At 34.8% G+C, this 22,457-nt stretch carries 22 protein-coding genes and 1 pseudogene; 10 read left to right on the forward strand and 13 right to left on the reverse strand.

What is annotated here, in order from left to right; all coding sequences use genetic code 11:
• Positions 1–32 precede the first annotated feature (32 nt).
• Together WC622_RS06710 and WC622_RS06715 are read left to right on the forward strand one after the other, a co-directional pair.
• A complete protein-coding gene (locus WC622_RS06710) occupies positions 33–2,417 on the forward strand; it encodes a ribonucleoside-diphosphate reductase subunit alpha (RefSeq protein WP_372818488.1) in 2,385 nt (794 codons plus the stop codon).
• A gap of 127 nt (positions 2,418–2,544) precedes the next feature.
• On the forward strand, positions 2,545–2,748 hold the full coding sequence (locus WC622_RS06715) for a cysteine-rich CWC family protein (RefSeq protein ID WP_372818490.1): 204 nt from the start codon (positions 2,545–2,547) through the stop codon (positions 2,746–2,748).
• 1 nt (position 2,749) lies between these two features.
• Here the strand turns inward: WC622_RS06715 and WC622_RS06720 are convergent, their stop codons facing one another.
• A complete protein-coding gene (locus tag WC622_RS06720) occupies positions 2,750–3,292 on the reverse strand; it encodes a hypothetical protein (protein WP_372818492.1) in 543 nt (180 codons plus the stop codon).
• Positions 3,293–3,703: 411 nt separating this feature from the next.
• On the opposite strand from WC622_RS06720, the gene WC622_RS06725 reads away from it, so the two are divergent.
• The 3 genes from WC622_RS06725 (at position 3,704) to fabG (ending at position 6,484) form a co-directional block, all read left to right on the forward strand.
• On the forward strand, positions 3,704–4,579 hold the full coding sequence (locus WC622_RS06725) for a carbon-nitrogen hydrolase (RefSeq protein WP_372818494.1): 876 nt from the start codon (positions 3,704–3,706) through the stop codon (positions 4,577–4,579).
• Entirely contained in the window at positions 4,569–5,642 is a 1,074-nt protein-coding gene (locus tag WC622_RS06730) for an agmatine/peptidylarginine deiminase (RefSeq protein WP_372818495.1), read from the forward strand. The genes WC622_RS06725 and WC622_RS06730 overlap by 11 nt, the downstream gene beginning before the upstream one ends.
• A 98-nt stretch (positions 5,643–5,740) precedes the next feature.
• Positions 5,741–6,484: a 3-oxoacyl-[acyl-carrier-protein] reductase gene (gene fabG, locus WC622_RS06735; RefSeq protein ID WP_372818497.1), complete on the forward strand. Its 744-nt coding sequence runs from the start codon at positions 5,741–5,743 to the stop codon at positions 6,482–6,484.
• A gap of 72 nt (positions 6,485–6,556) precedes the next feature.
• Here fabG and WC622_RS06740 read toward each other — a convergent pair whose 3' ends face one another.
• Positions 6,557–7,294 carry a murein L,D-transpeptidase family protein gene (locus WC622_RS06740; protein ID WP_372818499.1) on the reverse strand — a complete coding sequence of 246 codons (738 nt, stop codon included), beginning with the start codon at positions 7,292–7,294 and terminating at the stop codon, positions 6,557–6,559.
• A gap of 69 nt (positions 7,295–7,363) precedes the next feature.
• On the opposite strand from WC622_RS06740, the gene WC622_RS06745 reads away from it, so the two are divergent.
• Both WC622_RS06745 and WC622_RS06750 read left to right on the forward strand, forming a co-directional pair.
• On the forward strand, positions 7,364–9,448 hold the full coding sequence (locus WC622_RS06745) for a hypothetical protein (protein ID WP_372818501.1): 2,085 nt from the start codon (positions 7,364–7,366) through the stop codon (positions 9,446–9,448).
• Positions 9,445–10,059: a trimeric intracellular cation channel family protein gene (locus WC622_RS06750; RefSeq protein ID WP_372818503.1), complete on the forward strand. Its 615-nt coding sequence runs from the start codon at positions 9,445–9,447 to the stop codon at positions 10,057–10,059. Before WC622_RS06745 ends, WC622_RS06750 begins: the two co-directional genes overlap by 4 nt.
• On the opposite strand, the gene WC622_RS06755 is transcribed toward WC622_RS06750, so the two are convergent.
• The 7 genes and pseudogenes from WC622_RS06755 to carA all read right to left on the reverse strand — a co-directional run bounded on the left by WC622_RS06755 (position 10,056) and on the right by carA (position 16,348).
• Positions 10,056–10,553 carry a hypothetical protein gene (locus tag WC622_RS06755; protein WP_372818505.1) on the reverse strand — a complete coding sequence of 166 codons (498 nt, stop codon included), beginning with the start codon at positions 10,551–10,553 and terminating at the stop codon, positions 10,056–10,058. The two genes, WC622_RS06750 and WC622_RS06755, sit on opposite strands and share 4 nt — an antisense overlap.
• A gap of 96 nt (positions 10,554–10,649) precedes the next feature.
• Positions 10,650–10,946, reverse strand: a complete 297-nt coding sequence (locus WC622_RS06760; RefSeq protein WP_372818507.1) for a septum formation initiator family protein — start codon at positions 10,944–10,946, stop codon at positions 10,650–10,652.
• Positions 10,947–11,065: 119 nt separating this feature from the next.
• Positions 11,066–12,360, reverse strand: a pseudogene (eno, locus tag WC622_RS06765) (phosphopyruvate hydratase).
• 157 nt (positions 12,361–12,517) lie between these two features.
• Positions 12,518–13,081: an NADPH-dependent FMN reductase gene (locus WC622_RS06770; RefSeq protein WP_372818509.1), complete on the reverse strand. Its 564-nt coding sequence runs from the start codon at positions 13,079–13,081 to the stop codon at positions 12,518–12,520.
• Between the two features lie 43 nt (positions 13,082–13,124).
• The gene (locus WC622_RS06775) at positions 13,125–14,219 is read right to left on the reverse strand and encodes an ABC transporter permease (RefSeq protein ID WP_372818511.1); all 1,095 of its coding nucleotides are present in this window, start codon (positions 14,217–14,219) and stop codon (positions 13,125–13,127) included.
• Positions 14,220–14,274: 55 nt separating this feature from the next.
• Entirely contained in the window at positions 14,275–15,042 is a 768-nt protein-coding gene (locus tag WC622_RS06780; RefSeq protein WP_372818513.1) for an ABC transporter ATP-binding protein, read from the reverse strand.
• A gap of 193 nt (positions 15,043–15,235) precedes the next feature.
• Complete coding sequence (carA, locus tag WC622_RS06785; protein WP_372818517.1) at positions 15,236–16,348, reverse strand: glutamine-hydrolyzing carbamoyl-phosphate synthase small subunit; 1,113 nt, start codon at positions 16,346–16,348, stop codon at positions 15,236–15,238.
• 263 nt (positions 16,349–16,611) lie between these two features.
• On the opposite strand from carA, the gene panB reads away from it, so the two are divergent.
• The 3 genes from panB to WC622_RS06800 are packed head-to-tail and all read left to right on the forward strand — an operon-like array spanning position 16,612 to position 18,979.
• Complete coding sequence (panB, locus tag WC622_RS06790; protein ID WP_372818519.1) at positions 16,612–17,427, forward strand: 3-methyl-2-oxobutanoate hydroxymethyltransferase; 816 nt, start codon at positions 16,612–16,614, stop codon at positions 17,425–17,427.
• A gap of 8 nt (positions 17,428–17,435) precedes the next feature.
• Positions 17,436–18,272, forward strand: coding sequence for a hypothetical protein (locus WC622_RS06795; RefSeq protein ID WP_372818521.1), 837 nt, complete (start codon positions 17,436–17,438; stop codon positions 18,270–18,272).
• A gap of 8 nt (positions 18,273–18,280) precedes the next feature.
• Positions 18,281–18,979 carry an RluA family pseudouridine synthase gene (locus WC622_RS06800; RefSeq protein WP_372818523.1) on the forward strand — a complete coding sequence of 233 codons (699 nt, stop codon included), beginning with the start codon at positions 18,281–18,283 and terminating at the stop codon, positions 18,977–18,979.
• A 52-nt stretch (positions 18,980–19,031) separates the two neighbouring features.
• Here WC622_RS06800 and WC622_RS06805 read toward each other — a convergent pair whose 3' ends face one another.
• From WC622_RS06805 to WC622_RS06820, 4 genes are all read right to left on the reverse strand, one after another.
• Positions 19,032–19,502 carry a hypothetical protein gene (locus WC622_RS06805; protein ID WP_372818525.1) on the reverse strand — a complete coding sequence of 157 codons (471 nt, stop codon included), beginning with the start codon at positions 19,500–19,502 and terminating at the stop codon, positions 19,032–19,034.
• A gap of 297 nt (positions 19,503–19,799) precedes the next feature.
• Positions 19,800–21,254, reverse strand: a complete 1,455-nt coding sequence (locus tag WC622_RS06810; protein WP_372818527.1) for a glycoside hydrolase family 30 beta sandwich domain-containing protein — start codon at positions 21,252–21,254, stop codon at positions 19,800–19,802.
• Positions 21,255–21,479: 225 nt separating this feature from the next.
• Positions 21,480–21,923: a DinB family protein gene (locus WC622_RS06815; protein WP_372818529.1), complete on the reverse strand. Its 444-nt coding sequence runs from the start codon at positions 21,921–21,923 to the stop codon at positions 21,480–21,482.
• A 274-nt stretch (positions 21,924–22,197) separates the two neighbouring features.
• On the reverse strand, positions 22,198–22,457 hold a 260-nt coding region (locus WC622_RS06820; protein ID WP_372818531.1), incomplete at its 5' end, for a hypothetical protein.

Genomic DNA, 22,457 nt, shown 5'->3' on the forward strand with positions numbered 1-22,457 from the left:
GTCCAAATACGCACCATTAATACTTGATTAGGATGTTTGTAATAAAAAGAGATGGCCGCCAAGAAGCGGTAAAGTTTGATAAGATAACCGCTCGTATTGAGAAGTTGTGTTATGGTTTTAACGCGGAATTAGTAGATCCAATAGATGTTGCCAAAAAGGTAATTGAGGGGTTATACGATGGTGTTACGACTTCAGAACTTGATAATCTTGCAGCAGAAACGGCTGCGTCCCTAACTACAAAACACCCAGATTATGCTTTGCTAGCATCGCGTATCGCGGTTTCTAACTTGCACAAAAACACAGTAAAATCGTTCTCTAAAACGATGGAAATGCTGTACACTTATGTAGATCCTAAAACAGATAAACCTTCATCGCTTATTGCAGAAGATGTTTGGGAAGTAATTAAAAACAATGCGGATATTTTAGATAGCACTATTATTTACGATAGAGACTTTGGTTTTGATTATTTCGGTTTCAAAACCTTAGAAAAATCGTATTTATTAAAAGTGAATGGTGTAATTGTAGAACGCCCACAGCATTTATTTATGCGTGTGTCGGTTGGTATTCACAAAGAAGACATCGAAAGTGCTATCAAAACTTACAACTTGATGAGTGAGCGTTGGTTTACACATGCTACGCCAACTTTATTTAACGCAGCAACTCCTAAACCTCAAATGTCATCGTGTTTCTTGTTAACTATGCAAGATGATAGTATTGAAGGTATTTATGATACCTTAAAACAAACTGCTAAAATTTCTCAAAGTGCTGGCGGTATTGGGTTAAGCATTCACAACATCCGTGCTACAGGAGCTTATATAGGCGGAACAAATGGTACAAGTAATGGTATCGTACCAATGTTAAAAGTGTTTAACGATACGGCTCGTTACGTAGATCAAGGTGGAGGTAAACGTAAAGGTGCTTTTGCTATTTATTTAGAGCCTTGGCATGCTGATATTTTTGCTTTCTTAGACTTACGTAAAAATCATGGTAAGGAGGAAATGAGAGCTCGTGATTTATTCTATGCACTTTGGATTTGCGATTTATTTATGCAACGTGTAGAAGACAACGGCGATTGGAGTTTATTCTCGCCAGATGAAGCACCAGGTTTAGCAGATTGCCATGGCGAGGAGTTTAATAAATTATATACTAAATACGAACAAGAAGGTAGAGCTCGTAAAACGATAAAAGCACAAGAGCTTTGGTTCGCTATTTTAGATGCTCAAATTGAAACTGGTACACCATATTTGTTGTACAAAGACGCTGCAAATGGTAAATCAAATCAACAAAATTTAGGTACAATTAAGTCATCTAACTTATGTACTGAAATTATTGAGTACACGTCTAAAGATGAAGTTGCGGTTTGTAATTTAGCTTCATTAGCGTTGCCACGATTTGTAATTAATGGCGAATTTGATCACCAAAAATTATATGATGTAACCTATCAGGCTACATTAAACTTGAATAAAATTATTGATCATAACTATTACCCAGTTATAGAAGCGCAAAACTCTAACTTCCGTCACCGTCCAGTTGGATTAGGTGTACAAGGTTTAGCAGATGCATTTATTTTAATGCGTTTACCTTTCGAAAGTGATGCAGCTAAAGAATTAAATACTGATATTTTTGAAACTATTTATTTTGCTGCAATGACAGCATCAGCTGATTTGGCTGTGAAAAATGGTCATTACGAAAGCTTTAAAGGTTCACCATTATCTAAAGGGAAATTCCAATTTGATCTTTGGAATGTAACTCCAAAAAGTAAACGTTGGGATTGGGAAAGTTTACGCAAACGTGTAGTTAAAACAGGTGTGTACAACTCATTATTAGTAGCACCAATGCCAACTGCGTCTACTTCACAAATTTTAGGAAACAACGAATGTTTCGAACCATACACTTCAAATATCTATACCCGTCGTGTATTAAGTGGAGAGTTTGTGGTAGTAAACAAACACTTATTAAAAGACTTGGTTTCTTTAGGCTTGTGGACGCCAGCAATGAAAGATAGAATTATTTTAGCAAATGGTTCAATTCAAGATATTGCAGAAATTCCTGATTATATTAAAGAATTGTACAAAACAGTTTGGGAAATCAAAATGCGTAACATTATCGATATGGCTGCTGATAGAGGTGCTTATATCTGCCAATCGCAGTCCCTAAACTTGTTTATCAATGCACCAAATACATCGAAATTAACTTCAATGCATTTCTACGCTTGGAAAAAAGGATTGAAAACAGGTATGTACTATTTACGTACACAAGCTGCTTCTCAAGCTGTTAAATTCACGGTAGAAAACCAAGGGGGTAAAGCAATTGAAGCTGTAATCCCAGATACAATTCCTCAAGATCAAGTAGCTGAAGAAATTGTTGATGGGCCAGTTTGTTCGATGGAAGAAGGCTGTATCAGCTGTTCAGGCTAGTTTTTTAGTTTGCCAAATAAATATGAAGGAGTACAGATGGCAACATCTTGCTCCTTTTTTGTTTTACTTTACGGCTAGATTAGTCCCTTTATCCTTAGATTAAAAGGTTATATCTTTGTATCAGTACATGACAAAACACGAAATTATTCCATGCGAGCGTTGTGGGACTGGGATAGAATGTATGGCAAATTCATATACCAAATGTCAATGCAGCGCAGTACAACTTACCATTAATGAAGTACAATACATTAGTGAGTTGTACGATGGTTGTTTATGCGCCAAATGTTTATCTGAATTGCAAGAGGAATATAAAGCAGGATTAATAATTTAAACTATTTTAAACGATCTAATTCTTGATGTAATTCTTTAATCAATCGGTTATACTTTTCTGAGTTATCATCTTGATAGACTTCTGTATACGCTTTTAAGGCAGCAATATATCCTTCAATAAACTCTTTATTTGTTTTATCAGCTTCATATTTCATACGAGCAGAGATAATTGGAGCCTGTTTTTCGTAACGTCGCAATTTTTGACCTTCTTCGTATTCATTGTAAAGAATCACCATATTTTTTTCGTATCCAACAATATATTTAACCGGAAATGTTTTGCCCATTCGTGGAATGTGGATCGCGTTTTCGATAGGGTAAACTGTTGCAAAAGTTGAAGAAAAATATGTACTTACATATTTGCCATCTTGTTTTCGCACTATAGCTTCATAATTATGTATGTATTGATCATTTAAAGTAGAAGTGGTTTCTATGTCTGAAGTAATAATTGCAGTACTTTTTACACCATGTTTATTAAGGAACCAAGCATTTAAGTACTGACTGCCAATACCATTTGCAACTGAGATTGGGATAATTAGAATAAGCACCCAAAATTTTTTGGTTAAATTGGAAACTATTAAAAAAAATAAAGCAACTATAAGAGTGGTATAAAAACCATGATGGCTAATAAAGTATAATAATTTAGAAAGAAATACCATTTGTTTTGATAGATAAATGAAACTTAATGTATTAACCAAGGTATTAAAATTCTCATAACAAACTTGTAAACCTGTTTATCTATTTAATCATATGTAAACGCTATAGCGGCGAAAATTCTCTATTTAGCTTTATAACAGATTCAAAGAATTCTGGTAAAGCGTGAAATAAGATTGAAACAAATAGCTAGACTAACTTTAATTACTACAACAATCGCTTTTAAATCATTTTACAAACCTTAAACCTTCGTGCTTTTACCCTTCCGCCTTTTTTAGTAACTTTGCAGCTCAAATTTTATACCTATGAGTAAAGTAAAAGTTGGCTTAGTGCAGATGAGCTGTACAAAGGATAAGCAAGAAAACTTAGATAAAGCGATAGTTAAAATTAGAGATGCAGCAGCAAAAGGTGCTCAAATTGTGTGTTTGCAAGAGCTGTTTACCTCTTTATACTTTTGTGATGTAGAGGATTATGACAACTTTGATTTAGCAGAGAAAATTCCTGGACCATCTACTGATGCTTTACAGGTAGTTGCTAAAGAACTAAGTGTTGTAATTGTTGCTTCATTATTCGAAAAACGAGCTGAGGGCCTATATCATAATACAACTGCGGTTTTAGATGCTGATGGAAGTTACTTAGGCAAATATCGCAAAATGCATATTCCTGATGATCCAGCTTTTTATGAGAAATTTTATTTTACGCCAGGCGATTTAGGTTACAAGGTTTTTGAAACAAAATTTGCTAAAATCGGTATTTTAATTTGTTGGGATCAATGGTACCCAGAAGCTTCTCGTATTACGGCTTTAATGGGCGCAGATATCATGTTTTATCCAACAGCCATTGGTTGGGCAACCGATCAAGATGAAGAAACTAATGAAGACCAATACAATGCTTGGCAAACCATACAACGTTCTCATGCGGTAGCAAATGGAGTTCCAGTAGTAAGTGTTAATCGTGTAGGTTTTGAGCAAGATGGCGCTATGAAGTTTTGGGGCGGAAGTTTTGCAACTAATGCACAAGGTAAATTACTTTATCTAGCATCACACGACAAGGAAGAAACAGAAGTGGTTGAGTTAGATTTAAGTCAAAGTGATTATATGCGCAAACATTGGCCATTTTTAAGAGATAGACGAATAGATTCTTATCAGCCAATTACAAAAAGATATATTGATGGGGATTAGTGTGATAGATACTTCCGAACAACCGGAGTTTGCAAACTCGCCGAAGAAGCAAGGATACAAATTCCCTGCAGAGTGGGCTAAACATGAAGCTACTTGGTTAAGCTGGCCTCATAAAGAGGAAAGTTGGCCTGGTAAAATCGAAACCATTTACGAACCCTATTGTCAATTCATCAAAATTGTTGCCACAGGCGAAAAAGTGCGCATTAATGTAAAGGATGAAGAGATGAAAGCTTTTGCTATCTCAGAATTGCAGAAAGTTGATGCAGATTTATCACAAATAGAGTTTTACTTCAACGAAAGTAACGATGCTTGGTGCCGCGATCATGGGCCTGCTTTTGTCGTTAAAGGAAACGAAAAAGCAGTTGTCGATTGGGGTTATAATGCTTGGGGAGGAAAATATCCGCCATTTGATTTAGATGATGTGATACCAACTAAAATTGCTAAACATTTTAATCTACCGTTGTTTACTCCGAATATAGTAATGGAAGGTGGTTCAGTAGAGTTTAATGGAGCTGGAACAATTCTAACTAGTACAGCTTGCTTGCTGAACGAAAACAGAAACCCATACTTAAATAAAGAACAAATCGAAACCTATTTAAAAGAGTTCTATGGTGCAGAACAGGTTTTATGGGTAGGAGATGGCATTATTGGGGATGATACCGATGGACATATAGATGATATTACCCGTTTTGTAAATGAGGATACAGTTTTAACGGTTTTGGAAAGTAATCCGTTGGATGAAAATCATATATTATTGCAAGAAAACTACGAAGCATTGAAAGAAATGAGATTGCTTGATGGGCGACCGTTGAATATTATCAAATTGCCAATGCCATCGCCAGTTATACATGAAGATACACGCTTACCAGCTTCTTATGCTAACTTTTATATTGCCAATGCTGCGGTTATCGTACCCACATTTAGAGATGTAAATGATAAAATTGCGCTAGAAATTATTCAAAAGGCTTTCCCCGATAGATCAGTTGTAGGCATTGATTCTATAGATATTATTTGGGGATTAGGAAGCTTTCATTGTTTGAGTCAGCAAGAACCTGCAGTGTAGTTCACAATCTAGGGCATAGATAGAAAACATAACAATTAAGCATTCAACAATATTATTAACTTTACAGCATTAAATAGTTCAACTTACAATATTTCATAATGAAATTACTAGAAGGAAAAACCGCACTTATCACAGGTGCTTCAAAAGGAATAGGTCGCAAAATAGCCGAAAAATTTGCAGAACAAGGTGCTAATGTTGCATTCACTTATTTATCATCAGTTGAAAAAGGGCACACATTAGAACAAGAATTACAAAATTTTGGTACTAAAGTTAAAGGTTATCGCTCTGATGCTTCTAAATTTAACGAAGCGGAGCAATTGATAAATGACATTGTAGCTGATTTCGGCACTATTGATATCGTGGTTAACAACGCAGGGATTACAAAAGATGGTTTGTTAATGCGTATGACGGAAGAAAATTGGGATGACGTAATGAATGTTAACTTGAAATCTGTTTTTAACGTAACTAAAGCAGTTTCTAAAATAATGATGAAAGCACGTAAAGGTGTATTCATTAATATGAGTTCTGTAGTTGGCGTAACAGGTAATGCTGGTCAGGCAAATTATGCAGCTTCAAAAGCAGGAATTATAGGGTTCACTAAATCAGTAGCTAAAGAATTAGGTTCTCGTAATATTCGTGCAAATGTGGTTGCACCGGGCTTTATCCGTACCGAAATGACAGAGGTTTTAGATCCAGCAGTAGTTGCAGGTTGGGAAAAAGATATTCCATTAAAACGTGCTGGTGAAACTGAAGATATTGCAAATGTTTGCGTTTTCTTAGCCTCAGATATGAGTGCTTACGTAACTGGGCAAACATTATCTGTTTGCGGCGGCATGCTATAAAAAATTGAAGAATTAAGAGTTGAAAGGTTGAAATGTTCTGAATCCAAAACATTTCAACCTTCAACTTTATAACTATTTCACTACATAATTTCCATTTAACTGATCAACTTTTGCTAAGTTTTTATCCTTATTAAATACGGTATAGCCTTTTTGTAAGGTTTGCCAAAAATTAGCTTTTTCAGGAAACTGAACACTATATTTTTTCAAATTGGCATTGGTCATTTTAAACGGAAAAATATTTACAGGAATTTCTTCTTGTCCGTCATTGCGAGCCTCAACGGCTAAAACGTACACTTCTTTTATTTTTTCATCGGTTAAAGGAATACAACCAACGGTTACGCAATTGCCATGAATGTAAATATCTCCACCAGTTTTATTGCCTTTACCAGTACGTATTGCATCCACTTTGTTAGGGTAATCAATTCCTAAAGACAAATGGAAACTGCTTTCTGGATTAAATACATTGATTTTATAAAATCCCTCTGGCGTTTGCCCATCGCCTTCGATTACTTTTGGACCTAAAGTCCCAGAATGTGCGCAGAAATCATAGGTTTTAAATAATTTATAGTGCTTTTTGTTAGGCGTTTTTAGCCATAATTCTAATTTTCCCTCACTTTTATAAGCTGCGATATAAAGATTAAAATTGCCAGTCAGTCCTGCGCTTTGTAATTCATTTTGTAGTGACGCCCATTTTTCTTCATATGCATTCTTAACACGTTCAAATTTTAATTGATTTTGCTTAAAAGTGTTTTGAGCACATGCAGTTGTGGTCATCATAAGAACGAGCATTAACTTTATAAATATTTTCATTAGAATGTCTATTTCGGTAACAAATTACGTTGATTTTTTTAGAAAATTAGCATCTTTACGTTTAAGCTTATGGGCAATTTTTTTTCAGCATCTTCTATAGTAACTTTTGTTGCCTGCCTCTTACTAGGTTGTTTGTATGCTTGGCTTTTATATCGCAAAAATAAAAACCTTCCCAATAATTTAAAATATGCACTTACAACTTTAAGAATATTAGTAATTGCTGCTATTACTTGGTTGTTTTTTGCTCCTTTAGTAAAACGGATTTCTTATACACCAGAAAAACCAATTATTGTTTTAGCTCATGATAATTCTATTTCTGTTGATCAAATTGAACCTAGAGGATTTAATAAACGCAAATATCAACAAGATTTAAAACAGCTAGCAGACCAACTTTCTGCTAAGTATGAGGTAAAGACGTATAGCTTCAGTGATAGTGTTAAAAGTGGCCTTAATTTCTCTGGGCAAGGGAAATTGAGCAACGCCTCGTTATTATTTAATCAATTAAATGACGAGCTGTTAAATAGAAATGTAGGCGCCGTAATTTTAGCAAGCGATGGTATTTTTAATCGTGGTGGAAATCCATTATATGAATTAAATAAAATAAAAACACCTGTTTATACTATTGCCATGGGCGATACCATCCCAAAAAGAGATGTTTTAATTGCTAATGTAAACTACAACAATCTAGTTTATTTAGATAATGAATTTACGTTGGATGTTCAAGTGCAAGCCTTTGAAAGTAAAGGAGAAACCGCACAACTTTCAGTTTTGGAAAATGGAGCCAAAGTTAAAGAACAAAATTTATCGATTAACTCAAATAGCTTTGTTAAAGATGTACAGATAAAATTGAAAGCAAATAAAATTGGGATACAGAAATACACCATCAATTTATCATCCTTAAAAAACGAAATTACGACCAAAAACAATAGTCAAACTATTTTTATAGAAGTGATTGATGCTCGCCAAAAGATATTATTAGCTGCAGCGGCTCCGCATCCTGATATTACAGCTATAAAACAAGCCATCGAATTAAATAAGCATTACGAAGTTACAGTTGCTTTAGCAGAGGAATTGAACACAGTTGACCCAACTAAATACAGTTTAGCTATTTTATATCAATTACCGAGTAATGGAAATGTAGCTACAGCTTTAATCTCTAAACTACAAGGAGCAAAATTATCCCTTTGGTATATTTTGGGCGCACAAAGCAATATCGGTGTCTTTAATCAGATACAAAAAACACTAAATTTTGGCAGAGCTAATGGTTCTTTACAAGAAGTTTTCCCCTATCCTGATGCTAATTTTACAGCTTTTAATTTAGATGCAAATTCTTTGAACCAATTGAATGACTATGATCCATTGCTAATGCCGTTTGCTAATATGAGTATCAATAAAGATTATACAGCAGTACTAAGTCAAAGGATAGGGAAGGTTAATACACAAAACCCTCTTTTGTTTTATGTGGAAGATAATGGCAAGAAACTGGGTTTTTTACTCGGCGAGGGGATTTGGAAATGGAAGTTAGAAGAAGCGAAAAATGATAATAGTTACCCGTTATTTAATGAGTTGATTTCTAAAACTGTACAATATCTTTCTGTTAAGGATGATAAAAGGAAGTTTAAAGTATATAGCACAAAAAGCACCTTTGATGAAAATGAAAATATAGTGCTAAATGGAACTTTATATAATGATGCTTATGAACCTGTAAACACACCCGATGTAAATGTCCAAGTTAAAAATACGGATGGTAAGACATTCAACTACACATTTTCTAAATTTGGAAATTCTTATCATTTAGACGCAGGTACTATGCCGCAAGGGAATTATACCTATTTAGCCAGCACTGTTTTAGGCGATAAGAAATACACTGCTTCAGGAGCATTTTATGTTAATGCGCTAATCGCAGAATACCAACAGACTACCGCTAACCATCAATTATTGTATACGATGGCACAACAAAGTGGCGGTAAAATGGTTATGCCAGGTAATTTGTTAAGTTTGATTAATGAACTAGAAAAAAGTGGGCAATTGAAAACGATAAGTTATGAAGATCGTAAATACGAAGAACTCATTAATTTAAAATGGCTATTTGGATTAATTGTACTTTTACTAAGCACAGAATGGTTTTTAAGAAAACGTAATGGAGAAGTATGATAGATGTTAGCACTACATATGTAATTGAAATCTTAGGAACTATCTCCTTTGCCATTTCGGGCTCTTTTGCAGCCATGCAAAGACGATTAGATCCGTTTGGTGTGTTAATTATTGCATTTGTTACCTCAATTGGCGGTGGAACGGTTCGTGATTTATTGCTTGGAGATACACCGGTTGCTTGGATGAGGGATGTAAATTATTGTCTGCTTATTTTGGTAACTTCTTTACTCACGGTGTTTTTTAAAACACAAATTAAAAAATTTAAGGTAACGCTTTTCTTATTCGATTCATTGGGATTAGGATTATTTACCTTAGTTGGAGTACAAAAAGGAATTGTTTTTGGATTAAGTCCAGGTATTTGTGTAGCACTTGGAACAATTACTGGATGTTTTGGAGGTGTAATTCGTGATACCTTATTAAATACAATCCCCTTAATTTTTAGAAAGGAAATTTATGCCACAGCTTGTATTTTAGGCGGCATTCTTTACTTCGCTTTACTCTATTTTAATCTCAAAGCAGATGTAGCCAAAATTATTGTAATTGCGTTTATTTTTACCTTAAGGATAATTGTGGTGCGCTATAAATTAGCCTTGCCAAAATTTGGCTACTAGTTATATAAAAATTCTTCCAACTTACCTTTTTGGTTGGCGTCGTTTAATTGCCAAAGCTCCTTAGACCAACTCTTCTTGTCTTCTTGTTTATCCAAATAGGGAAGGACTAAGCGCATAGCTCCTAAAACTAACTCCTTTTGATCTTTAATGGTCCTATTTTCTAATGTGAATTTAGTTAAGCCTGCCATGTACATTAACATCAAATCGGAATCAGTATTAAAATAATTTGTTTCTTTTTCACCAAGGAAGAAAGTATAGTCAAGTGTGCCATTCATCCACTTAATTAAAAACTGACCAGCTTCTGTTCTTGAACTATTTTTTTTATTAATTGGAGTGTAGAATAAATAATCGGTAACTTTTAATGCTGTTGGCTCAGCATCCTTAAAGTGAGCGTTTTTATTTAACTTAATATGCTTTAAGTTGGGTAATTCTTGAGAATAAGAATAATAAATGCTTGTAAAAGACAATAAGAAAAATAGGATTATTTTTTTCATAACACCCTTGCAGAGTTAATTTACATTCTTTTCAATGCGAATATAAAGTATTACAATGAAAATAGTTACGAAAATATTTTATTACCCTAGTGGCTATTATTTGGTGTCGTCTTTAACAATTACAAAGACATCTTCATTGTCTTTTTTCATGAAATATTTTTCACGAGCGAACTTTTCTGCTGTAACTAAGTTACTGTCTAGTTCTTTAAGATCTTTTTTAACGGATGCAGTCTCCTTTGTATAGAAATCTTTCTCTTCCTGTAATTTGTGTACTTCTGAACGATATTCATATTGCGAAAGCATATCATTTTTATCAAAAAACAACATCCATACGGCAAAAGCCACAATAGCTAAAAAGTATTTGTTTCGCAAAAGTTCTAATAACCGTTTCATCAGGGCAAATATATAATTAAATAAAAACATCCGAAGGTTTTAAATCTTCGGATGTTTTGCAAATGTGTTTATCAACTTGTTAACAATCATAGCCGTCGAATAAGTCAACGGATATGGAATTATTTTTTAGCGTACTTGAAGTTCTTGCCTATAAAACGTGCCGCAGCACCTAACTCTTCTTCGATACGTAATAATTGATTGTATTTTGCAATCCTATCAGAACGTGAAGCAGAACCGGTTTTAATTTGACCACAGTTTAAAGCAACTGCTAAATCTGCAATAGTTGTATCTTCAGTTTCACCACTTCTATGGCTCATTACTGAAGTATATCCATTGTTTTGAGCCAAACTCACTGCATTAATAGTTTCAGTTAAAGACCCAATTTGGTTCACTTTTACTAGGATTGAGTTCGCAGTTGCACTATCAATACCTTGTTGTAAACGTTTTACATTGGTAACAAATAAATCATCACCAACCAATTGAACCTTATCTCCAATTTTATCGGTTAAACTTTTCCAACCTGTCCAGTCATTTTCGTCCATACCATCTTCAATAGAGATAATTGGATATTTTGCTGATAGGTCTGCTAAGTATTGTGCTTGCTCTTCGCTAGTGCGAATTACGCCTGTTGCACCTTCAAATTTAGTATAATCATATTTGCCATCTTTGTAAAACTCAGATGAGGCACAATCTAATGCCAAATAAATATCAGAACCCGGTTTGTAACCTGCTTTTTCAATTGCTTTTAAAACAGTTTCAATTGCATCTTCAGTACCTTCAAAAGTTGGTGCAAAACCACCTTCATCACCAACAGCTGTAGATAAACCTCTATCGTGTAAAATCGCTTTTAAATTATGGAATACTTCAGTTCCCCAACGTAAAGCCTCAGAGAATGAAGGGGCGCCCACTGGCATAATCATAAATTCCTGAAAAGCAATTGGAGCATCAGAGTGAGAACCACCGTTAATGATGTTCATCATCGGAATAGGTAATGTATTTGCATTACATCACCAACGTAACGGTATAAATGTTGTCTGCTTTCTGCAGCCGCTGCTTTTGCTACTGCTAAAGAAACACCTAAAATTGCATTTGCACCTAAATTTCCTTTATTTTCAGTTCCGTCCAAGTCAATCATTAACTTGTCGATTAAGTTTTGTTCAAAAACATCAACGCCTTGTAACGCTTGAGCAATTTTGGTATTTACATTTTCAACAGCTTTTAAAACACCTTTGCCCATGTAGGTTTTTTTGTCGCCATCACGTAATTCAACTGCCTCATGTTGACCAGTACTTGCTCCTGATGGAACTGCTGCACGACCCATTTGGCCATTTTCTGTAACTACTTCAACTTCTATTGTTGGATTTCCTCTAGAATCAAGGATTTGTCTTGCGTGGACATCAATTATTAAACTCATTTTATTTTGGTTTTGATTAAAAAATCCCTTAGTGTAAAAAGTACAATTACCTAGGGCGTTTTCAAAGTTAAAATATTTTTTAAACTATAAGGAAGTATCTGCTTATTTTTTTAATAAATCGAAGAAAGTCAGCTGTATAGGCAAAATAAAACTTTAATTATTCGGTTTCCATTTTATGTTTGGCATCCACCCAGTACATTAATTCATTTATAAAAACTGCAGCTCTTTTATCCGTTCCTGCTACATCACTTGGTATGCCATTTTCATCAAATGTTTTTTCTACAGTACCTACTGGAAACATTGCCGGAATTGTAAGTGCACCAATTTTCCATAAGCTAAACTGTAAGGATGTGAGTACTTGTGCCCCAGCGAATGCTCCTGCAGAAACAGAAGCTATAGCAATTGGTTTACGTTTCCATTCAGCGTATAATAAATCAATTGCATTTTTTAAACTAGCAGGATAACCACCGTTATATTCAGGTGTTACTAGGATAATCCCATCTGCTTTGGTTACTTCATTTGCAAAAGAAAGCATAGCTTCTGAAGGGTCTGAAATGAATCTTAAACGTTCTTCGAAAATTGGGAAATTATATTCTTTTAGATCGATGATAGTAACGTTTGCTAATTTATTTTCTTCTAAATATTGTTTAAAATAAAGTGCAACGCGATGACTATTTCGGCCATTTCTAACACTGGCGGATAAAATGGAAATGTTTTTCATGGGAATAATTTTTTAAGCCTAAGATACGATTAGGCTTTTAAAATTAAGACTCCCATTTAAATGTTTTAACCGCTACTGCGTAAATTCCAATGCCCCAAATTAACATAATAAGCATTTGGTGTTTTACATCCCAAAGATTTGCGCCTTCAAAAGCTACTTTACGCATTGCATCGTTTAAATAAGTTAGGGGCAAAGCTCGACTTATGGGTTGTAGCCAAGTTGGAAATGCATCTATCGAAAAGAAAGTACCCGACAATAAAAATTGAGGTAACGTAATGATATTAGATATTGGTGGGATAGTACTTTCGCTTTTTGCTAAACCGGAAACGACGAAACCAAAACCCATAAATACAATTACACCCATGGTTGCTAAGACGAGCATATTTATAACCGTGACCGCACCATTAATTAAAGTGAATTTAAACCCGAAGTGTCCGATTAAAATAATAAACAAAGCGCCTAATAAAGCAAAACCAATACGAGCCATACCTTCGCCCAGTACAATGCTTGAGCGTTTTACAGGAGTAGCAAAGAAACGCTTAATCACTAAGTTTTGACGTAAACTAAAAAATACGAAAGCGGTACCAAATACACCTGTGCTTAATAAAGAGAAACCTAATTGTCCTGGCAAGATAAAATCTATAGTACGATATAAACGGCCATTTACTGTACTTGCTCTAATTTCTGTAACAGTTGGTTTTAAGTTCTGAGTGTTTAAATTATACGAAAGTTCGTTTAAAACCGATTTTAAAATATTACCCTTATCCAATGATGCCGATGTGTATTTAACATTTGTAAAATAGGCTGGTACACCGTTTGCATTTTTCTCAACATCAATGACTGCGTCGTAATCTCCTTTTTCTAGCCCTTTATTTATGCTTCCTGAATCACCATTTTTAGATAATCTGATAACAGGAATTTTTTCTAATGCGGCTATAATTGGATTTTTTAAATCTGAGCCAGGTGCTACTGCAACATCTATCTTGGTACCACCGCCGCCTAAAAATCCGAATACAAGGATAAAAATTAATGGAAAAGCTAAAGTGAAGACTACCGCAGATGGACTGCGCATAATTGATCTGAAACTTGCTTTTGCTAAAGCTAAAGTGGCTTTGGTATTACTGTATGGTGCTTGCATTTTTTAAGGTTGAACTGTTGAAAGGTTAAATATTTGAATGTTTTGTAAGTTTAACTTAATCTTCACGCCACTCTTTGCCTGTTAAATTGATAAAAACATCTTCTAAATTTGCTTTTTTTACTTCTTTTTTACGCTCAAAACCACCCGCAATTAAATTATCTATTAATTGATCTGGTGTATCTAATGCGATAATTTGTCCACGTTCTACAAAAGCAACACGATCACACAATTGCTCGGCTTCATCCATATAATGTGTTGTAATTACCACCGTGGTTCCGTTATTACGAATTTCAGTAATCAAATCCCATAAGTTTCTACGAGCTTGAGGATCTAAACCAGTGGTTGGCTCATCCAAAAAGATAATCTTTGGCGAATTAATGAGTGTAGTTGCAATAGAAAAGCGTTGTTTTTGTCCGCCAGATAAAGCTTTATATTTTGCTTTGGCTTTATCTTGTAAATTTACTTTCTCCAACATTTCCATAGGTTTTACGCTCACGCCATACAAACCAGAAAATAGTTCAAGCAGCTCAACTAAATTTAAATTAGGATAATAACCTGCGGCTTGTAATTGCACACCAATAATTCGTTTGATGGCATTTTGATCTTTATCAATAGAAAAACCATCTACTGTTACTTCCCCTGAGGTTTTAGGACGAAGCGTTTCAATAATTTCGAGGGTAGTTGTTTTTCCAGCTCCGTTGGGACCAAGTAAACCAAAGATTTCATTTTCATACACATCAAAGCTTAACCCCTGAACTGCTTTAAAATCATCGTAATTTTTTACCAGGTTCTTGACACTGATAATGGCATTTCTATTTTCCATGGGGATAAATGTAAGAAGGTTTATATGAATAGAAAATGAATTTTTATTAAAAACATAAAAATGTCGGTGAAATGATGTTCTGCCAAGGTAAAACTTTATTTGATGTAAAACTTTGCATGTAAATCTTACTAAAACAAAAAAGATGTTAGGTTTTGCTAACATCTTTTAATCTTATAATTTTATTAATCTTAATCTACCAAACTAAATCGCCTTTTATCAAGTCAACAAAATCATCGAATAAGTAACGAGAATCATGAGGGCCTGGTGAAGACTCTGGGTGATATTGTACCGAGAATGCTTTTTTCCCTTTTACACGAATACCTTCTATCGATTGATCATTTAAGTTAATGTGTGTAATTTCTACTTTATCTGATTTTCTTACTTCTTCTGGGATTACACCAAAACCATGATTTTGAGAAGTTACTTCGCAGTGGTTTTTAATAATGTTTTTAACAGGGTGATTTAATCCACGGTGTCCATTAAACATTTTCATAGTACCAATTCCGTTTGCTTCTGCCAATAACTGATGACCTAAACAAATCCCAAATAAGGGTTTGTCTGCTGCTAATATAGATTTAACCGTATCAATTGCATACTCCATTGCCGCTGGATCCCCTGGGCCGTTTGAAATGAAATATCCGTTTGCCCCCCATTTGTCCATTTCATCAAATGATGTTTTGGCTGGATATACTTTTACGTAAATATCTCTATCGTCAAAATTGCGCAAGATGTTTTTCTTAATGCCTAAATCTAAAGCTGCAATTTTATAATTAGCATCCGGATTACCGTAATAATAAGGCTCTGTTGTAGAAACTTGAGATGAAAGCTCTAATCCATCCATATCAGGCACATTAGCTAATCTCTTTTTCAATTCCTGTAAATCAGTAATTTCTGAAGAAATGATGGCATTCATTGCTCCTTTATTACGAATGTGACGAACCAAAGCACGGGTATCAATTTCTGAAATACCTACAATATTTTCATTCTGGAAGTTATCTTGTATTGATTCTGAGGCTTCTTTTCTGCTGTATAGAATGTTGTAATTTTTACAAACTAAACCAGCAATTTTTATAGATCCTGATTCGATTTCTTCTTTGTGCATTCCATAATTACCAATATGCGCATTGGTAGTTACCATAATCTGACCAAAATAAGAAGGGTCTGTAAATACTTCTTGATAGCCTGTCATTCCTGTGTTAAAGCAAATTTCGCCAGTAGTAGTTCCTATTTTACCAGCAGCTTTGCCATAAAAAACAGTGCCATCGGCTAATAACAAAATCGCAGGTAACTTGGTGTAGTTAGTCATGTGTACAATAAATATGGAGGGTGAAAAAAGAGAAAAAAGAATGGAATTTCGTAACGGTTATGCCGTTTTTGTAAGAAGGTAAAGAAATCTGACCGAACTCATTCATTTCAGGATACAAAGGTAGTTTTTTCAATGGTTTTTTCAATATATTTTTTGAAATTTTTAATCATTTAAAGTAGGATAACTTAAACCATATTTACGCAACTAAATCTTTGTTCCTTTTACAATAATAAAACCTAATTTTGCCTTACAAAACAAAGAACATGTCTGTAAACAAAGAAATAAAGCGAATTACTACTCACATTTTGCAAGAAATGAAACAACGTGGTGAAAAAATCGCGATGCTAACTGCTTATGATTATTCGATGGCAACCATTTTAGATGATGCCGGTTTAGATGTTTTATTGGTAGGGGACTCAGCTTCTAATGTAATGGCTGGTCACGAAACTACTTTGCCAATTACTTTAGATCAAATGATTTACCATGCTCAAGGAGTAGTAAGAGGAGCTAGTCGTGCTTTTGTAGTAGTCGATTTACCTTTTGGTTCGTACCAAGGAAACTCAAAAGAAGCTTTAAACTCTGCTATCCGTATTATGAAAGAGTCTGGTGCACATGGTGTAAAGCTAGAAGGCGGAGTGGAAGTGGTAGAGTCTATTCAGCGAATTATAACAGCAGGTATTCCTGTAATGGGTCATTTGGGTTTAACTCCTCAGTCTATTTACAAGTTCGGCACCTACACTGTTAGGGCGAAAGATGAAGAAGAAGCAAACAAATTAAAAACAGATATTATCGCTTTGCAAAATGCAGGTTGCTTTGCAGTAGTGTTGGAAAAAATCCCAGCCAAGCTGGCTAAAGAGGTTACCGAAAGTGTAAGTATCCCTACCATTGGTATTGGTGCAGGTCCAAATTGCGACGGCCAGGTTTTGGTAGTGAATGATATGATTGGCTTAACTAAAGGATTTAAACCTCGTTTCTTACGTCAATATATTAATTTATACGATGGAATTTTAGGTGCAGCTCAATCTTATATTAAGGATGTAAAGGCAAAAGATTTCCCTAACGAGAAAGAACAGTATTAACAGACCCAATGAAAAAATCGCTCTTCATCTTCATTAGTTTCTGCTTATATAGTATCGCTAATGCACAAACAAATAAAGAAACATTAGCCATCGTTAAAGAAGGGAAAATGTTGTATCGCTCCGAGATGGCTTCTTGGTTTGGAACCGATATTTTTATAGAGAAGTATGCCAACAAAGAAAACATTGGAGGTTACTTTTCTTATCCTGATAATGAAACCTACAAATGTATATTCTTTTCAAAAGGAGAGCAGCCTAGGGTAATTGGAACGATGGCTTTTGATAGCACTTATAATGTTAAAACCGCAAATGTAGATTTAACCGAACGGGGTTTTTCTAACGAGGAAACCAATTTTTATACCATAAGAAAACTTACTTTAGATAAAATAAATTCTGATACAACGTTTAAGAGGTATAATAATACTGAGCTAAACATTATTCCTGTTATTGATAACAACGTAAAGAAGGCATATGTATTGACAAGTCCCAAATTAAGCGGAACTGTAATTTTAGGCAATGATTATTTAATCGATTTTACCAAAGAAAATGAAATTGCAGGAATTAAAAAACTGCATAAAAATCTTATTCCTATAAGTTTCACAAAAACAGATAGCGTACTAATATCTGTGCATTCACATTTGCCCGAAACTGGTGATTATATCACAGCAACAGATATTTGCACTTTAATGTTGTACAGTAAATTTACCAACTGGACACAACACTATGTTTTATCAGCAAAAAATGTGAGTATTTGGGATATTAGGAAAAATGCACTCGTTACTTTAACAAGAGAAGCTTGGGATAAGATTGTGAAAGACCAGCAAGAAAGACACAAGAAAATTAATTAGATACTTTAATGCCAATTACCGAAACCGATATTTTATACGAAGATAACCACCTCATAGCTATTAATAAACGTGCTGGTGATATTGTACAGGTTGATGAAACAGGTGATGAACCTCTAGACGAACAGGTTAAGAAATACATTGCGACTAAATACAATAAACCAAATGGTGCTTTTTTAGGAGTTATTCATCGGTTAGATAGACCAGTGAGTGGGGTGATTTTATTTGCTAAAACTAGCAAGGCTCTAGAGCGGATGAATGCTGTTTTCAAAAACCGTGAAGTGCGCAAAACGTATTTTGCTGTAGTGCGCAACAAGCCTGCCCGAGTGGAAGGAAACTTAGTTCATTGGTTAATTAAAAACCCACAGAAGAATGTAGTCACGGCCTATAATAAAGAAGTGCCAGATAGCCAGCGTTCTGAATTGGATTATAAATTAATAGGCGAACTCGGTGGATTTTATTTATTACAAGTAAATCCGTTAACAGGTCGTTCGCATCAAATTAGAGTACAACTTTCTACAATGAATTGCCCAATTGTGGGTGATAATAAATATGGATATCCTCGTGGTAGCAGAAAAGGAAGCATTTGTTTACATGCCAGACAATTGGAATTTATTCACCCTGTGCAAAAGGAACCTATTAAAATATTTGCCAAACTACCTGTTGATGGTTTTTGGGAACGTTTTGAAGGGTTTAAAGTGAGTTCATAAATCGTCATGCCCAGCTTGATCCTATAGCTATCGCATTTGCATCGTAAGCTCTTTACTGGCAATCTACTTTGGTAAAAACAATTGACTGTCCAAAAGTTAATTTAGAAGTGTCTTTAAACATCATTTTACCATTTTTTCCCTCAACAACATCACCAAAACCTTCTAATAATTGATTTCCTTTTTTTAGAAAAGCTACCTGTCTAACCGATTCCTTTCCTTCAGAGTTAAAGGTATATTCCGCTAGTAAGGTATCGCCGTGAAGTTCGCCTTCTACAATACCGTTATTTTTATCTTTCTCGTATAAGTTATAGTTTAATTCGCCTGTAGTAATGGTGCCACTAGTCATTACCTTCAACGTTGCGGTGTCTTTGTCTTTTATATACGAATAACAAAACTGTTGTGTTCCAGCTTGTACATTGGTGTCTAATGCAACTGTATCATTCTCATTTTGTTCTGTTTTGTTACTCTGGCAAGCAAATATTAATCCGGCAAAGCCGATTAAAAGAAAAGCTATTTTTTTCATACTCGATGTTTTAATTTAAATATAGGAACAATTAGTAGGGATTAAAGTTTTGATTTATGAAAATCTAGGCTTTTCGTCTTTGCGAAGGAGATTCTTCATCGACTGCGGCTCCATAGGAGTGCCTATGGTACAATCTCCTTCATACTTAAACAACAAGTTATAAAACCAATTAGGAGATTGTCACGTCGCTATGCTTCTCGCAAAGACAAGTGTGTGAACCTAAGATTTCCTCTAAATAGAAAATCCCGGTAAACCGGGATTAACTAAATCAACAAAACTTACGTATAAAGATCTTTTTTACCAAACATAAGTGCCTACTGCACCTCCTGGTAAAGTGGTTGTTACTATTTTGCTATTGTGTTTAATGTTAAATGTTTGTGCCGTATTGCTGGTATTGGTGACAATTAATGCTCTTTTACCATCAGTAGTTTTAAAAGCAACGTTAGGTAAGGTGCTATTTAAGGTAGAGCCAATTCGCATAGATCCAGGTCTCACGAATTTAGAGGCATGTGCAATGATGTAATAGGCTACATTTCTAGTTACTGAAGGACTAATGGTTAAGGCACCTAAACAGGTAGTGCAACCGCCATCTGGGGTATGTGGATTGTAATTTGCATCTGCTGCCAAATTCCATTCTAATACATTTCTGCTCCAATTACGGGTAGCACCAATAATTAAGGTAGAAACATGCCATTTTAAGTCTTCAGCAAAGTTGCCAGGCCCACCAACCCATTGCTCTGTGAAATACACGTTTTTAGTAGGGTAAGCATCATGAACTTGGGTAAGTGCCGAAATGTTACCGCCATATAAATGGAATGCAGAGCCATCCACATACCGATTTGCAGCGGGATCTGCTAAGATAGACAATGGGTAATCTGGGCGATCTGCATTATGATCGTACACAATTATTTTAGTAGTTATGCCTGCAGTCTGAAATGCAGGACCTAAAGCAGTTTTGATAAAAATAGCTTGATCTGCCGCTTCCATGTACATACTTGGCGTATTGCCTGGGTGCAAAGGTTCATTTTGTATGGTAATCGCATCAATAGGAATGCCTTGCGCTTTCATCGCGTTAATGTATTTTACAAAATAGGTAGCATACGACTGATAATATTCCGGTTTCAAACTTCCGCCTTTGTAAGCATTGTTTGTTTTCATCCAAGTTGGTGCTGTCCACGGTGAACCTAAAATTTTGATGGTAGGATTTATTGCCAAAATCTTTTTAAGGATAGGAACTAAGTCTGTCATTTCTGCGGCGATAGAGAAATTATCCTGATTGATATCTGTTTGCCCAACTGGTCTTTCGTTGTACGTGAAAACATTCGCACTTAAATCTGATGCGCCAACGCTAATCCGTAAGTAGCTTACGCCAATGGCGCCTTCTTCGGTAGAAAACAATTCTTTTAATAATGCATCCTTTTCGGTAGCACCTAAACTATTTAGTAAAGTAGCGCTTCCGCCTGTTAAAGTATAGCCAAATCCATCAATAGATTGAAAAACCTGTGCTTCATCCACTTCTAAGGTAGTGTTGCTATTATTGGTAACTGTAAAGTTTAAAGCAACATTTTGTTTTTGTAGCAAGGCAGATTTATCTCCTGTAGTTAACCAAAAACTAACATCACTGGCTACAGGAGTAGTAACAGGAGGGATAATAGGGGTGCCATTATCGGTAGTGGTTTTAGTTCCTTTTTTGCAAGCACAAGAAACCAGAATTATGGCAAATGCAAGAGGTACGGCAGATAAGATTTTCATTTTACTATATATTTGGATACATCCAAAATAGTAGAATTAAACCTTATTATATAGAACTATTTTTAAATGTGCGTTAACACTTATGCTAAATTTTACGGTTTAATCGCACTCATATTAAACTATATTTTGGCCCTTAATTAGTATTTAAGCCTGCTTTCTTAAAATTGAGCATTAAATTTGATACGTTAAAAAAACAATTCTTGTAGTGGTTAAATGCAGGTGGTATTAATCAATAATTCGCCTGTGATAATTGATCTGGCCCAAATGATAAGCCAAATGAGTGGCTAAATGAACAAGAAAAAAGCCAGTTGTGGTTTTATTTTCAAAGACTTTTATCGCATATTCTTTTTGTAGTTCTTCCTCTTTGAGTTGATTTAATGTTTCATTCACAATTGTAATAGTTTGCTCAATCATTATTAATAGTTCTGACTTTGGAACATCCTTTAATGAAAACTCTAATTCTCTATTTCTAATATATCCAGAGTTGCCAAGTGCTGCACCTATGTAAGTATTTAGATTTCCTATCAAGTGTAGACACAAGTTGCCAGCAGAATTTTTAATATCTCCTGAGATTTTCCAAAGATTAGTTTCTTCTTGATAAGCAGCTATCTCTAACATTAGCTTATTTAAATCTCTATTTAAAATGGTTTTTAAAGTATTGACAATCATATTTTACTTGAATATATTCTTAAAGTTGTATTGGTTAATCAATATATAAAATAAGAAGTACTTAACCGCAACTTTTTGAACGAAGCATGGCATTTTCGCTGTGAATGAGTTAAGATTAGCGGGAATAGGCTTTGCCTTATATCGAATTAATAGGAAATAAGCTAGACGCTTTGTATTATAAAGAAGAATTAATTGATGATTAAAAAGAGCCACTCATAAAGTGGCCTTTTTTAGTGTATACAATCTCAGTTTAATTTATTAGTAAGGCTAAATGCTAGTTCTTCGAATCACTTACGCCTGAGCTTTGGATGACCATAAGGATATCTTTATCAGCGCTTTTTACGCCATTTGCCCATGTTGATAGAAAATCTTTTAGAAAATTAACATTAAAAATTCCTCGAGTAAGAACTTTAGCAGAGCCGTTATTGCCCATATGTCCATTTAATCCTACCGAGCCATTTAATCCGTTGTTTCCACTTCTATTTGTATAGGGCTCACAAATTGATCCACATCTTGAACTACCCGGTTTGCCAC

It is taken from the genome of Pedobacter sp., assembly GCF_041662865.1.
Classification (GTDB): Bacteria; Bacteroidota; Bacteroidia; order Sphingobacteriales; family Sphingobacteriaceae; genus Pedobacter.